The sequence below is a fragment of the Rothia sp. HMSC069C03 genome (genome assembly GCF_001811075.1).
Lineage (GTDB): Bacteria > Actinomycetota > Actinomycetes > Actinomycetales > Micrococcaceae > Rothia > Rothia mucilaginosa.
Genome location: NZ_KZ627138.1, coordinates 77,401 through 90,373, shown reverse-complemented (window position 1 = coordinate 90,373; position 12,973 = coordinate 77,401). Strand labels below are relative to the sequence as shown.

Below are 12,973 nucleotides of genomic sequence, written 5' to 3'. Positions count from 1 at the left end.
AGTGGGCGGACGCTTTTACAGCGCCCGCCCACGTATCCGTTTATGTGCCTACAGGTTTAGCAGACACGGTAGTGATAGGAAGGGTGATGGTACAAGAACAAATTTCCCCAGGTCCATTTCGATGCCCGAGAAGTTTCACCAGCACGAGTATCTACGGAGCGGACAGTCCCGACCACAGTAGTAACAGTAGAACCATGACAACGATCGTTATGGTGATAATCAGAGAAGGCACGGTTACCGACCCACTCAACCCCATAATTCCAATCGCCGCCCTCATGCGGCTTCTGAGTACCGGCCAGGGCGGCTGCCCCAACACCAGTTGCGAGTGCCCCCGACATGGCGAGCACAGCGAGTGATTTCATGACTTTCATAGTCTTACCTTTCGGTAGAACTTTCCCCTTTGCAGGAAATATATTTTGCTCTTCCGTCCTGTGTGTGGTAACAATACTAGCACTACAGTGAAGAAAATAATATAGTTTTTCAGAATATTTAGATTTAAAACATATATTTTTTTACTAGTCAGCGGATTTTAGAGTTTTTACCCTGCCTTAATCAGGCTTCCTGAACGAAAGCTGGGAATTTCCTGGATTAACGCTTAGAGAAACTTTAACCGTAGAATATTTCGGTAACAACAGTGTCACCTCCCCAACACACCGGGAAGTGACACTTTTTTATGCGGGATCGGAACCCCGAACCCCGCCCCGACTATGAGTATCTACGGATTTTCACGAATGTCTTCTGAGAACACCGCGGCTCCCCAGACCCCCAAGGCAGAAGCCAAGGGCACACTGGACCGTTACTTCAAAATCACTGAGCGAGGCTCCACCATCGCCGCCGAATTCCGCGGCGGCCTCGCCACCTTCTTCGCGATGAGCTACATCGTCGTGCTGAACCCCCTCATCATCGGCCTCGGCAAGGACGCATCCGGCAACGACCTCGGCGTACCGCAGGTCGCAGCAATGACCGCACTGGTCGCAGGCGTCATGACCATCCTCATGGGCGTCATCGCCAAGCAGCCCTTCGCCATGGCGGCAGGCCTCGGCGTGAACGCGCTACTGGCAACCACCATCGCCTCCACCCCCGGACTGACCTGGCCCGCCATCATGGGTCTCGTCGTATGGGCTGGTGTGCTGATGACCATCCTCGTGCTGACCGGCTTCCGCACCGCAGTGTTCAACGCGGTCCCCGAATCGCTCAAGGTCGCAATCGTCGTCGGTATCGGCTTCTTCATTGCGTTCATCGGCCTCGTCAACGCAGGTATCATCCGCCGTATGCCCGACGCAGCAGGCACCACCGTGCCCGTCTCCTTCGGCGTGAGCGGCCACCTGCTCGGCTGGCCCACCCTCGTCTTCCTCTTCGGCCTGTTCCTCACCATTGCGCTGTTCATCCGCAACGTGAAGGGTGCAATCCTCTACGGCGTGCTCGCCTCCACCGCCCTCTCCATCATCCTGGAGAAGGTCGTGCCCTCCGGCAGCTCGCTTCAGTCCCCCACCGGCTGGTCCCTGAACGTCCCCGTCTGGGACTCCAACACCAGCAAGCTGCCCAACTTCTCCCTGTTCGGCTCCGCTGACCTGTTCGGTGCCTTCGGCACCCTTGGCGGCATGGCTGCAGTTCTGCTGATCTTCACCATCCTCATCTCCGCGTTCTTCGACGCAATGGGCACCTCCGTCGGTCTCGCAACCGAAGCAGGCACCATCAAGGACGGTCAGATCGAGAACGTCGACAAGGTCCTGCTCGTGGACGCCCTCGGCTCCGTAGTCGGCGGTGGCACTTCCTCCTCCTCCAGCCAGATTTTCGTGGAGTCCGCAACCGGTATCGGCGCGGGCGCACGCACCGGGTTCGCGAACGTCGTCACCGGCGCGCTGTTCCTCGTCGCAATCTTCCTGTCCCCGCTGGTCACCATCGTGCCCTTCGAAGCTGTTGCACCCGCAATGGTGTTCGTTGGCTTCCTGATGATCCGCCAGGCAGTGAACATCGACTGGAACGATTGGGGTCTGGGTATCCCCGCGTTCATGACCATCATCTTCATGCCCCTGTCCTACTCCATCGCGGACGGTATCGGCGCAGGCTTCCTGTCCTACGTCTTCATCCGCCTGGTGCAGGGCCGCGGCAAGGACGTGCACTGGCTCATGTACGTGGTTTCCGCAGTGTTCCTCATCTTCTTCGCTAACGGCCTGATTACCGGCTGGATGCACTAAATACATCGGGTGCCGAACCCTCCACACGTGGAGGCGCAGGCACCAGCAGGGCGGGGTATCGGCACCTTTGGTTGCCGGTACCCCGCCCTGCGCTATTCTTTCCCCTGCAGCCGATCTGACTATAGGAGCGGGGAAACACCACATCACCGACTGAACCACCGCACACAACGCGTTTCAACGGCACAAGCTACGCGGCGGCGCCTACAATGGTTGAACCATCGTGGCGCCCAACCCGGGAAATGCACCCGCGAAATTTACCCGCGAAACCGGCGGCGCAACAGTACACACCGAACAACATCAACGGATCCTCACATGTCTGAACCCCAGAAGGCGGCAGCGCCCACCAGCGCACTCGACCGCTACTTCAAGATTTCCGAACGCGGCTCCTCCATCGCCGCAGAATTCCGCGGCGGCCTCGCCGCATTCTTCGCCATGAGCTACATCGTGGTGCTGAACCCCCTCGTCATCGGCCTCGGCAAGGACGCTTCCGAACGCACCCTCGGTATCGCACCCGTCGCGGCTGTGACCGCGCTGGTTGCCGGCGTGATGACCATCCTCATGGGCGTTATCGCCAAGCAGCCCTTCGCCATGGCGGCTGGCCTGGGCGTGAACGCGCTGCTCGCATCCACCATTGCCACCACCCCGAACCTGACCTGGGCAGACATCATGGGCCTGGTCGTTCTTGCCGGTCTAATCATGACCGTTCTGGTGCTCACCGGCTTCCGTACCGCGGTGTTTGAAGCGGTCCCCGAGTCGCTCAAGACCGCGATTGTGGTCGGTATCGGCTTCTTCATTTCCTTCATCGGTCTGGTCGACTCCGGCATTATCCGCCGCATGCCTGACGCAGCCGGCACCACCGTTCCGGTGACCCTCGGCGCGGGCGGTCACCTGCTCGGCTGGCCCACCCTCGTCTTCCTCTTCGGCTTGTTCTTCACCATCGCCCTGTTCATCCGTAACGTGAAGGGTGCGATCCTGTGGGGCGTGCTCGCCTCCACCGCGCTGTCCCTGATTCTGGAGGCGGTTGTCCCCTCCGGTTCCGTGAAGGAGGCGGCGACCGGCTGGTCCCTGAACGTGCCTTCCCTGGCGGACATGAAGTTCACCACCCCGAACTTCTCCCTCATCGGTTCCGCTGACCTGTTCGGCGCGTTCACCCATATCGGTCCGCTGGCTGCTTCGCTGCTGGTGTTCACCATTCTGCTGTCCGTGTTCTTCGACGCGATGGGCGTTTCGGTTGGTCTTGCCGCCGAGGCTGGCACCATGAAGGACGGCAAGGTTGAGGACATCGACAAGGTCCTGCTCGTGGACGCTTTTGGTTCCGTTGTTGGTGGTGGCGCGTCCGGTTCGGCGAACCAGATTTTCGTGGAGTCCGCTACCGGTATTGGTGCGGGTGCACGCACCGGCTTTGCGAACATTGTGACCGGTGTGCTGTTCCTACTGGCGATTTTCATTTCGCCGCTGGTCACCATCGTTCCTTTCGAGGCGGTTGCTCCGGCGCTGGTCGTGGTCGGCTTCCTGATGATTCGCCAGGCCGTGAATATTGACTGGACCGACTGGGGTCTGGGTATTCCGGCATTCTTGACCATTATTTTCATGCCGCTGTCGTACTCAATTGCGAACGGTATTGGTGCCGGCTTCGTGGCGTACACTTTCATTCGCCTGGTGCAGGGCCGCGGTAAGGACGTGCACTGGCTGATGTACCTGGTGTCCGCGGTGTTCGTGATCTACTTCGGTATGGGCATCATTAACGGCTGGACTAGCTAAATCCGACAGTCTACATATTTGCTGAAGGCAGGTTCCTGATGCGGCTGAGAATGTAAGTTTTCAAGCTGCCGAAGGGCCTGCCTTTGGCGTATCTGGTTCGCTCTTACATGTTCCTTATCGCTCCCAGGTGCGAGAAAATCATGGCAGAATCATTCCGTTCTCGGTATGATTCTGCCATGATGTCCGTTCAAGAGTATGCTCAAGAAGCTAAGGTTTCAGAGCGAAGCGTGCGCGCCCGCTTAGAACGTGGAATGCTCCAAGGTCGTAAATTGGGAAGCCGCTGGGTTGTCGACGCTCTTCCCGCTGCGCACCACAGTCATGCTGGCCGTCCTATTTCCTTCGATGCATTCAACGCTTTGGCGCGTTACTGCGATGGTCAGTCATCTGTTCTATCTGCTGAGGAACGCCGCAGGGCAAAAGAACGCGCCTCAGCAATTCAGGTGCAAGGACCTGCGTCTGTTGAGCGATACCGAGCCCGCCGCGGTTTGAAAGTGCATCATCTGCAGGCTCCTCCCGCTGAAATTCCTGCAATTTTGGAAGACCCTGCATTGTCGCTTACCGGCATTAGTAGCGATATTTCTCAGGTGTACGGCTCAATGGTTGATGCATATGTTTCAAGCCAGGATTTAGAGAACATCATTTTTCTGTACAACCTGCTTCCAGCGTCTGTAGATTCGGCGAACATTATCTTGCGTGAATGCGATGAGCCACCCCATATTCTGCCTTTGCATGTGGCGGTAGATCTTCTAGATTTGGCAGATCCGCGAAGCTACGCTGAGGCAGAGCGTATTCTTCAAGATTCTGTTTTCAAGAAAGCGTCTTAGTCATGACCGCATCCCCTATTTTGATTCCTGCTATTGGGGGCAGAGCGTGCCTCTTGGCTTGGTCTGACTGATATCTCAGGCTAACTTTGAAAATCTTCTAAAAGACAGAAGCTAACTAAAACAAGGAATGGCAGAATCGTTCCGTTTTCGGAATGATTCTGCCATTCCTTCCATGCCCACACTCTACACGTACGAGAGGCAGGGAAAGTTACGAGATTTAGCGGACGTCTCCATCCACATAGAACCAGGTGCCGCCCACCTTCTCAAAGCGCGACAGCTCATGCATGCTGCCCTTCACCCGCTCCTCCGCAGGAACACCCGGCACCGAACGGTAATACGCAACAAACTCCACCGTACCGGACGCATCAAACGGGCCACCCGAAGCACCCAGAATATCCAGGCGATACCAGCGGATGTCGTCCTCCAACTCCAAGGCTGCCGGGCGAGTGCTCGGATGCCAGCTCGCCAGCAAGTACGCCGCATCCCCTGTCGCAAACGCGGTAAAACGCGAGCGCATCAGCTGCTCCGGCGCGGGAGCAGTCAACGTGCCGGAGGCGGCAAACTCGCCCAGGAACCTGCCGCAGCAGGCGCCGTACACCTCGCCGCTCGAGCAGGGGCAGCGGTCATCATGGTTAAGTTCAACCTGGTTCAGTTCAGTCATGCCACCCAGTATAAAGAAACGCCCGCTCTGCCGGGGATACACATCCTCAGCAGAACGGGCGTTCTTGTTTTCAATCGTTAAGTTTGAGCGAACCTACACGGTACGCATCAGCGGCAACGCTTATTCAGCGATTGCGCGAGCCGGGGTGTCAGCAGCCGAAGGCTTACCCACGTATGCGCCGCGGTACTTAGCAGCCGGGTGGCTGTCAGCAACCTTGGTGTGACCCTTACCGAAGATGTTCTCACGCAGGGTGTTGCCCTCGTACTCGGTGCGGTAGCGGCCGCGCTTCTGCAGCTCGGGAACAACGTACTCGATGAAGTCCTCGAAGGAGCCCGGGGAGACGTGGTATGCCAGGTTGATGCCGTCCAGGCCACCCTCGTCGATCCAGCGCTCAAGCTCGTCAGCAACCTGAACCGGGTCACCAACAATGACATCGCCCATGCCGCCGAGGGTGGTGTGCTCAGCGATGGCCTTGCGGGTCCACTTCTTGTCCTTCGCCTGCAGAGTGAAGGGGGTCAGGAAGGACTGAATCGACTCGGTCTGCACGTAGTTCAGGACCTCGTCCTCGTCGAACTGGGACAGGTCAACACCGGACCAGCCGCCGATGATAGCCTGTGCAGAGTCGAGGTTGATGTACTTCTTGTACTCCTCGTACTTTGCCTTTGCCTTCTCCTCGGTCTCATCCACGATGACGGAGAGCATTGCGAGGATCTTGACGTCGTCGCGGCTACGGCCCTGCTCCTCGGCAGAGGCACGGATACGGTCGGTCACAACGCGGGTCAGGTCCGGGCGCAGAGCGCTGATGAACACAGCCTCAGCGTGCTTACCGGAGAACTTCTGGCCGCGGCTGGATGCGCCAGCCTGGAAGATCACGGGGGTGCGCTGCGGGCTCGGCTCAGTCAGAGAGATGCCGGGCACGGAGAAGTACTTGCCCTTGTGGCCAATCGGGTGGACCTTGGAGGGGTCAGCGTAGATGCCGCGCTCGCGGTCCTTGACGACTGCGCCGTCTTCCCAGGAACCTTCCCACAGCTTGTAGCAGACGTCCAGGAACTCGTCAGCGATTTCGTAACGCTCGTCGTGCGGGATCTGGGTGGGCAGGCCCTGGTTCTCAGCAGCCGAAGGCAGGTAAGAAGTCACCACGTTGAATCCGACGCGGCCCTCAGTGAGGTGGTCGAGGGAGGCGTAGCGGCGAGCCAGGGTGTAGGGCTGCTCGAAAGTAGCGGCAGCAGTCACACCGAAGCCGAGGTGCTCGGTCACTGCAGCCATTGCAGAAATCTGGGTTGCGGGGTCATTCACGGGAACCTGAGCGGCACCCTCAATGGCGGGAGCGGCAGAGTTCTTGTACACGTCGTAGATGCCGACCACGTCAGCGATGAACACGGCGTCGAACAGGCCGCGCTCAAGGGTCTTAGCCAGGTCAGTCCAGTACTTGATGGTGTTGTACTCGGTTGCGCGGGAGCGCGGGTGACGCCAGAGGTCGAAGCTCTGGTGACCAATGCAGGTCATCTCGAATGCGTTAACTACGATGCGCTTCTTCTGCTCAGCCATCGATTTTCCTTTCGCGAATGATCGGGGACGATCGGGTTTGTACCCTGCACCCCGCGCGCCGCCTCCTTCTTGCCTTCTGCGTTCGGTGGTGGCCTTCGTGCAGGTGGCGCGTTCGCGCCGTACTTGCCTCTTTTCGTTGAGGCCAGATCATCATCTGGGGCACCCCGCTACGGGAGAGGGTTGCCGCCCGGCTAGCCAGAGCTTCGCGCCGGGACTCATGATCTCGTGGTTTGAGTGTACGGGGCGCGCGGGAGGGAGGTCACGTTTGTGACGAAAAAATCTTTTTGTGACGTGGAACCGAAATATTTCGTGATAAATGCGAAATATACGGTCATAGAAATTCATACGCGCCCGCCGGGTTGATTGAGGCACGCCACAGCCCATAGGGTGGGAGAAGCAAACCATCCAGAGCGACTGAGAGACCTGGCTCCACGACGTCGCAGCAACCGGCACGGATTCTTCCGCCCCCGGTGCTAACGCCAGGAACGATGGAAGTGACATGACACTCAACAGTGCAGTAACTGACGTACCCACCAGTGAAAAGAACGGCCACCACGCCGTATCCACCGCCGCCGTCCCCTTGAGCTTTGAAGGCGTCGGACAATCTTTCCCCGTGCCCGGCGGAACCCACGAAGTTCTTCGCGGAGTCTCCTTCACCGCAGCCCCCGGCGAGATTATCTCCGTCATCGGCTCCTCCGGATGCGGCAAATCTACCCTCCTGCGTGCAGCAGCAGGCCTGAACCGCATCACCGCAGGTACCGTGCGTATCGGCGAGAAGGCAGTGACCGGCCTCGACCCCCGCGTAGCTATCGGCTTTCAGGAACCGCGCCTGCTCCCCTGGCGCACCGTCGCCGACAACGTGGCGCTCGGACTGCCGCAGGGCACCAAAAAATCTGAAGGCGCAGCATCCGTAGCGCGTCTGCTCGACCTGGTCGGCCTGGGCGAATACGCAACCCACCGTCCCAAGGAAATTTCAGGCGGTATGGCTCAGCGCGTTTCCCTGGCGCGAGCGCTCGCACGCAACCCCGGCGTGCTGCTGCTCGACGAGCCCTTCGGTGCTCTGGACGCGCTGACCCGCATCAACATGCAGGATTTGCTGTTGGACGTGCACCGTCAAGACCCGACTACGATTCTGCTGGTCACCCACGATGTGGAAGAGGCGCTGTACCTCTCTGACCGGGTGATCGTCCTCGGTAAGGACACCCCGGAGGCGCCCGCCACCATCCAGCGCATTGTGACCGTTGACCGTTCTCACCCGCGTGACCGCGCCGATGCAGAGATCACGGCGCTGCGTAGCGAACTGTTGGCTGAGCTCGGCGTGGAAGATAACGCCTAAAGCCGCCACGCAACACATTTCTCACACATCACATCATCATCTTCAGAAGCGAAAAGATTTCATCATGACTTACTCCCCGTCTCGCCGTACCACCCTCAAGTCCCTTGCCGCAGCCGCCGCTTTTGCTACTCTGCTCAGTGCCTGCGCCGGTGAAGGTTCCGGTTCCGCTAACGCCTCCGGCGCTGCCGGTGGTGGCGATCAGAACACCGTGACCATTGACTACGCGACCTACAACCCGCTGTCCCTGATTATCCGCAAGAAGGGTTGGCTTGAAACCGCCCTCGCCGCCGAGGGTAAGAAGGTTGAGTGGGTCAAGTCGGCCGGTTCGAACAAGGCGAATGAGGCGCTGCGTAGCGGCAATATTGATGTCGGCTCGACCGCCGGTTCGGCGGCGCTGCTGGCACGCGCTAATGGCTCCCCCATCAAGGTCATTAGCCTCTACTCGCAGCCGGAGTGGTCGGCTCTGGTGACCCGCAAGGATTCGGGCATCACCAAGGTTGCGGACTTGAAGGGTAAGACCGTTGCCGTGACCAAGGGTACCGACCCGTACTTCCTGCTGCTGCAGGCACTCAAGCAGGAGGGTATCTCTGCTTCGGACCTGACCATTCAGAACCTGCAGCACGCCGATGGCCGCACCGCCCTGGATAACGGTCAGGTCAACGCGTGGAGCGGTCTGGACCCGATCATGGCTGCCGCCGAGGTGGAAAGCGGCGACGTGCTCTTCTACCGCAACCTGAACTTCAACACCTACGGCTTCCTGAACGCGACCGAGAAGTTCATTCAGTCCAACCCGACCGCCGCACAGACCATCGTGGACGTGTACGAATACGCTCGCGCCTGGGCTAAGAAGAACCCCGAAGAGGCTGTGAAGATTGTCGAGGAGGAGTCCGGCATTAAGCACGAGACCGCTCAGGTCGTCATGGAGCGCACCCACCTGGATATCGACCCGGTTCCGGGCGCTAAGCAGGTTGAGGTTCTCAAGGGTGTCGGCCCGATCCTGGTGGAGTCCGGCGACGTTCCCTCCCAGTCCGACGTGGACAAGGCACTGAACAGCATTGTGGACGACCAGTTCGCAAATAAGGCTGACAGCGCAGCCGTCGAGAAGATCGCAAAGGTGGTTGAGAAGTAATGACCGCCGCAACGATTACCGCCGCCTCCAGCGCTCGCGCTGAGCGTGCCGAGAAGCGTGTCTCTTCCGTGAAGCTGCCGTCGAACCCGTTCGCCGGTAAGCAGTACCTGGGCCTGGTTCTGCCCCTGGTGCTGATTGCCCTCTGGTACATTCTGAGCACGAACGGCGTGTTCACCCAGGTTCAGCTGCCCTCCCCCGACCGTGTGCTCAGCGCCGGTGTTGAGCTGGCGCAGCGCGGCGAGTTGGGCCGCCACGTGGCGATTTCTACTCAGCGTGTGCTGATTGGTTTCGGTATTGGTGCCGTGCTCGGCCTAGTGCTGGGTGCCTTGATTGGCTTGTCTGCACCGGCGCGTCTGATTGCCGCGCCGACCATTGGTGCGCTGCGTGCCGTGCCGTCCCTGGCGTGGGTTCCGCTGCTTCTGCTGTGGATCGGTATCGGCGAGAATTCCAAGGTAACCCTGGTTGCTATTGGTGCATTCTTCCCGGTGTACACCACGGTTTCTGCGGCTCTGGCGCACGTTGACCCCAAGCTTGTGGAGGCGGCACGCGCCTTCGGTCTGAAGGGTCTGCGCCTGTTCACCACGGTTCAGCTTCCCGCGGTTCTGCCGTCGGTCGTTTCGGGTCTGCGTCTGGCGCTGGCTCAGGCGTGGCTGTTCCTGGTTGCCGCTGAGCTGCTGGGTGCATCCATGGGTCTGGGTTACCTGCTGACCGACTCGCAGAACAACGGCCGCACCGACCGCCTGCTGCTGGCTATTGTGGCGCTGGCGGTGCTCGGTAAGATTACCGACGCGCTGGTGGGTGTTTTCGAGCGCTGGGTGAAGGCGAAGTACCCCAGCAACTAGCACCACAGCTATACGCAACACTCAGCACGCGCTGAGTTTTAGGAGAGATGTCCGCCGCATAGCTGCTCCCGAAGGTGAGCTAATCATCGCTACGCGCCGGAGAAAGAAGTCGGCGGGGGAAACCTGTCGCCTACTGAATGATGATGATGAATCCCGCCCCGCGCCCCACAGCAGTGAGCGCGGGGCGGGGTCTTTAAATATGTCGTTATATTACGAACTGGTACTCACCATGCCGAATATGACGGTCCCCTTTGCGTCCACCCCCTCGAGCGCGCTTTACTAAGAAGGCAAACCATCCAGAGCGACCGAGAGACCTGGCTCAACGACGTCGCAGCAACCCCCTCGCCAACGCACACACAGACCCCACGGTCACACAGACAGCGGCACGGTGAGCAAGGGTGCTAATGCCAGCAACCGATGGGAGAATAATGGGACTGCCCACCCCCTACTCGTTCACCGACCCGCTGAGCCCCACCCCGAACCCCGCCCACGAATCTGACGAGGCGCGCGTCGCGTTCTGGGAGAAGCAGGCGCAGCGACTCACCTGGGCTGAGCCCTGGCACACCGCGCACCGCTTCGAGAAGCCGAAGTCCCTCGGCTTCGACGAGGACGGCATCGAACAGTTCAACATCCCCGAAATTAAGTGGTTCGAGGGCGGTAAGCTCAACGTCGCCTACAACTGTGTAGACCGCCACGTCGAGGCGGGCCGCGGCGACAAGGTAGCCCTCTACTTTGAAGGTGAACCCGGCGACCGTGAGGCCATCACCTACGCAGAGCTGCAGCACCGCATCGCGAAGGCAGCGAACGGCCTGCTGTCCCTGGGCTTGCGCAAGGGTGACCGTGTGGTCATCTACCTGCCCGTCATCCCCGAAACCATTATTTTCACCCTCGCCTGCGCGCGTATTGGCGCGATTCACTCCCTCGTCTTCGGTGGTTTCTCCGCCGAGGCGCTGAAGTTCCGTGTGGAAGACACCGGCGCGAAGGTTCTCATCACCACCGACGGTCAGAACCGCCGCGGCAAGGTCGTTCCCGTGAAGGTGAACGCCGACGAGGCATGCTCCGGTGAGAACAATATTGAGCACGTCATCGTGGTGGATCGCACCAGCGCCTCTGACCCTGTAGAGCACGCCGCTGTGCCGTGGACTGAGGGCCGCGACGTCTGGTACCACGACCTGGTTGACGATCAGCCGGATACTCACGCCTACGAACTGCACGACGCAGAAGACCCGCTGTTCATTATTTACACCTCCGGCACGACCGGTAAGCCCAAGGGCCTGGTGCACACGATGGGCGGCTACCTGGTGCAGACCGCGTACACTCACGCGCTGCTGTACGATCTGCTGCCGGATTACGTGGACGAGAACGGCGTGCTGCGCCCCGACGAGCTGTCCGCGGTCAACGACCCCGAGAAGGTTGAGTCCACCGTTCACTGGTGCACCGCCGACCTCGCTTGGGTGACCGCACACACCTACGAAATCTACGGCCCGCTGGTTAACGGTGTCTCCGAGGTGATTTACGAGGGCACCCCGAACACCCCGCACTACGGTCGCCACTTTGAGGTCATCGAACGCTACGGCGTGACCAACTACTACACCGCCCCGACCCTGATTCGTTCCCTCATGGGTGCGTTCCCGAACGGCCCAGAGCCCGGTAAGTACGACTTCTCGACCGTGCGTCTGCTCGGTTCGGTGGGTGAATCCATTAACCCGGAGGCGTGGCGTTGGCTGCGTCAGCACGTGGGCGGCGGCACCGCGGCGTTCATCGACACCTGGTGGCAGTCAGAGACCGGTTCGACCGTGTGCTCCCCGCGCCCCCACGACCCGGCATTCGCGCCCGAGGGCACCTACCCGGAGGGCACCCCGCACTGCACTCCCCTGCCCGGTTGCGCTACCCGCGCCGTTCCAGGCGTATCCACCCGCGTGGTGGATGAGCACGGCGACCCGGTCGAGCCCGGCAAGCAGGGCTTCATCGTGGTCGATAAGATTGGCCCCTCGATGGCTCGTACCGTGTGGCAGAACCCGCAGCGTTACCTGGATTCCTACTGGCGCCACTACGGCGAGCGCGGCTGGTTCCTCGCTGGCGACGGCGCGAAGGAAGACGAAGAGGGTAACGTGTACATCCTCGGCCGTATTGATGACGTGATTAACATTTCGGGTCACCGCCTGTCCACCATTGAGATTGAGTCGGCACTGGTGACTCACCCGGCTGTGGTTGAGGCTGGCGTCTGCCCCGTGGAGGATGAGCTGACCGGTCACCAGGCGGTTGCCTACGTGACGCTCACCGATGAGGGTAAGGACCTGACTGAGGATGAGTTGAAGGCAGCGCTGACCGCGCACGTGCGTGAGCACATTGGCCCGATTGCTAAGCCGAAGGATGTTGTGGCAGTTGCTGATATCCCGAAGACTCGTTCGGGTAAGATTACTCGCCGTCTGCTTGGTGAGCTGTACCAGGGCCGTTCTTTGGGCGATGTTTCTTCGCTGCAGAACGAGGAGGCGCTGGGCCACATTGCGCAGGTGCTGGTGGATACCGGCCGCGTGAGCTAGGATGTCTAGGCTCCACTGCTGGTCTGAACGCTGAGCCGAAAAGCTGCATAGAGTAAAGGTGCGGATACCGAATGATGATTCGGTATCCGCACCTTGCTATTTTACCGAGCTGACAAGGCTCTCAACCGGCG

Annotated in this window: 10 protein-coding genes and 2 riboswitches; of the genes, 7 read left to right on the top strand and 3 right to left on the bottom strand. The window is 59.9% G+C overall.

What is annotated here, in order from left to right:
- Positions 1-56: 56 nt before the first annotated feature.
- Positions 57-362, bottom strand: coding sequence for a lactococcin 972 family bacteriocin (locus tag HMPREF2779_RS09345; RefSeq protein ID WP_105361135.1), 306 nt, complete (start codon positions 360-362; stop codon positions 57-59).
- 369 nt (positions 363-731) lie between these two features.
- Between HMPREF2779_RS09345 and HMPREF2779_RS06145 the strand changes: the two genes are divergently transcribed.
- From HMPREF2779_RS06145 to HMPREF2779_RS06135, 3 genes are all read left to right on the top strand, one after another.
- Positions 732-2,198: an NCS2 family permease gene (locus HMPREF2779_RS06145; protein ID WP_105361091.1), complete on the top strand. Its 1,467-nt coding sequence runs from the start codon at positions 732-734 to the stop codon at positions 2,196-2,198.
- A gap of 312 nt (positions 2,199-2,510) precedes the next feature.
- Positions 2,511-3,959, top strand: coding sequence for an NCS2 family permease (locus HMPREF2779_RS06140; RefSeq protein ID WP_105361090.1), 1,449 nt, complete (start codon positions 2,511-2,513; stop codon positions 3,957-3,959).
- A 140-nt stretch (positions 3,960-4,099) separates the two neighbouring features.
- The gene (locus HMPREF2779_RS06135; protein WP_233992298.1) at positions 4,100-4,783 is read left to right on the top strand and encodes a hypothetical protein; all 684 of its coding nucleotides are present in this window, start codon (positions 4,100-4,102) and stop codon (positions 4,781-4,783) included.
- A 217-nt stretch (positions 4,784-5,000) separates the two neighbouring features.
- Here the strand turns inward: HMPREF2779_RS06135 and HMPREF2779_RS06130 are convergent, their stop codons facing one another.
- Positions 5,001-5,444 carry a YchJ family protein gene (locus HMPREF2779_RS06130; RefSeq protein WP_070691781.1) on the bottom strand — a complete coding sequence of 148 codons (444 nt, stop codon included), beginning with the start codon at positions 5,442-5,444 and terminating at the stop codon, positions 5,001-5,003.
- A 120-nt stretch (positions 5,445-5,564) separates the two neighbouring features.
- Positions 5,565-6,992 carry an LLM class flavin-dependent oxidoreductase gene (locus tag HMPREF2779_RS06125; protein ID WP_105361089.1) on the bottom strand — a complete coding sequence of 476 codons (1,428 nt, stop codon included), beginning with the start codon at positions 6,990-6,992 and terminating at the stop codon, positions 5,565-5,567.
- 114 nt (positions 6,993-7,106) lie between these two features.
- Positions 7,107-7,215, bottom strand: a riboswitch (SAM riboswitch).
- Between the two features lie 175 nt (positions 7,216-7,390).
- Positions 7,391-7,487: riboswitch (SAM riboswitch) on the top strand.
- A 4-nt stretch (positions 7,488-7,491) separates the two neighbouring features.
- Between HMPREF2779_RS06125 and HMPREF2779_RS06120 the strand changes: the two genes are divergently transcribed.
- The 4 genes from HMPREF2779_RS06120 to HMPREF2779_RS06105 all read left to right on the top strand — a co-directional run bounded on the left by HMPREF2779_RS06120 (position 7,492) and on the right by HMPREF2779_RS06105 (position 12,842).
- The gene (locus HMPREF2779_RS06120) at positions 7,492-8,328 is read left to right on the top strand and encodes an ABC transporter ATP-binding protein (RefSeq protein ID WP_070685210.1); all 837 of its coding nucleotides are present in this window, start codon (positions 7,492-7,494) and stop codon (positions 8,326-8,328) included.
- A 64-nt stretch (positions 8,329-8,392) separates the two neighbouring features.
- Positions 8,393-9,457, top strand: a complete 1,065-nt coding sequence (locus HMPREF2779_RS06115; protein WP_105361088.1) for an aliphatic sulfonate ABC transporter substrate-binding protein — start codon at positions 8,393-8,395, stop codon at positions 9,455-9,457.
- The gene (locus tag HMPREF2779_RS06110) at positions 9,457-10,299 is read left to right on the top strand and encodes an ABC transporter permease (protein WP_105361087.1); all 843 of its coding nucleotides are present in this window, start codon (positions 9,457-9,459) and stop codon (positions 10,297-10,299) included. The genes HMPREF2779_RS06115 and HMPREF2779_RS06110 overlap by 1 nt, the downstream gene beginning before the upstream one ends.
- A 428-nt stretch (positions 10,300-10,727) precedes the next feature.
- Positions 10,728-12,842 (top strand): AMP-binding protein, encoded by a 2,115-nt coding sequence (locus tag HMPREF2779_RS06105; RefSeq protein WP_105361086.1) that lies wholly within the window; start codon positions 10,728-10,730, stop codon positions 12,840-12,842.
- The last annotated feature ends 131 nt before the right edge of the window (positions 12,843-12,973 follow it).

What these genes read in the sequence shown, in the direction of transcription:
- HMPREF2779_RS09345 (WP_105361135.1), bottom strand. Translation starts at nt 362, where the DNA reads ATGAAATCACTCGCTGTGCTCGCCATGTCGGGGGCACTCGCAACTGGT.
- HMPREF2779_RS06145 (WP_105361091.1), top strand. Translation starts at nt 732, where the DNA reads ATGTCTTCTGAGAACACCGCGGCTCCCCAGACCCCCAAGGCAGAAGCC.
- HMPREF2779_RS06140 (WP_105361090.1), top strand. Translation starts at nt 2,511, where the DNA reads ATGTCTGAACCCCAGAAGGCGGCAGCGCCCACCAGCGCACTCGACCGC.
- HMPREF2779_RS06135 (WP_233992298.1), top strand. Translation starts at nt 4,100, where the DNA reads ATGGCAGAATCATTCCGTTCTCGGTATGATTCTGCCATGATGTCCGTT.
- HMPREF2779_RS06130 (WP_070691781.1), bottom strand. Translation starts at nt 5,444, where the DNA reads ATGACTGAACTGAACCAGGTTGAACTTAACCATGATGACCGCTGCCCC.
- HMPREF2779_RS06125 (WP_105361089.1), bottom strand. Translation starts at nt 6,992, where the DNA reads ATGGCTGAGCAGAAGAAGCGCATCGTAGTTAACGCATTCGAGATGACC.
- HMPREF2779_RS06120 (WP_070685210.1), top strand. Translation starts at nt 7,492, where the DNA reads ATGACACTCAACAGTGCAGTAACTGACGTACCCACCAGTGAAAAGAAC.
- HMPREF2779_RS06115 (WP_105361088.1), top strand. Translation starts at nt 8,393, where the DNA reads ATGACTTACTCCCCGTCTCGCCGTACCACCCTCAAGTCCCTTGCCGCA.
- HMPREF2779_RS06110 (WP_105361087.1), top strand. Translation starts at nt 9,457, where the DNA reads ATGACCGCCGCAACGATTACCGCCGCCTCCAGCGCTCGCGCTGAGCGT.
- HMPREF2779_RS06105 (WP_105361086.1), top strand. Translation starts at nt 10,728, where the DNA reads ATGGGACTGCCCACCCCCTACTCGTTCACCGACCCGCTGAGCCCCACC.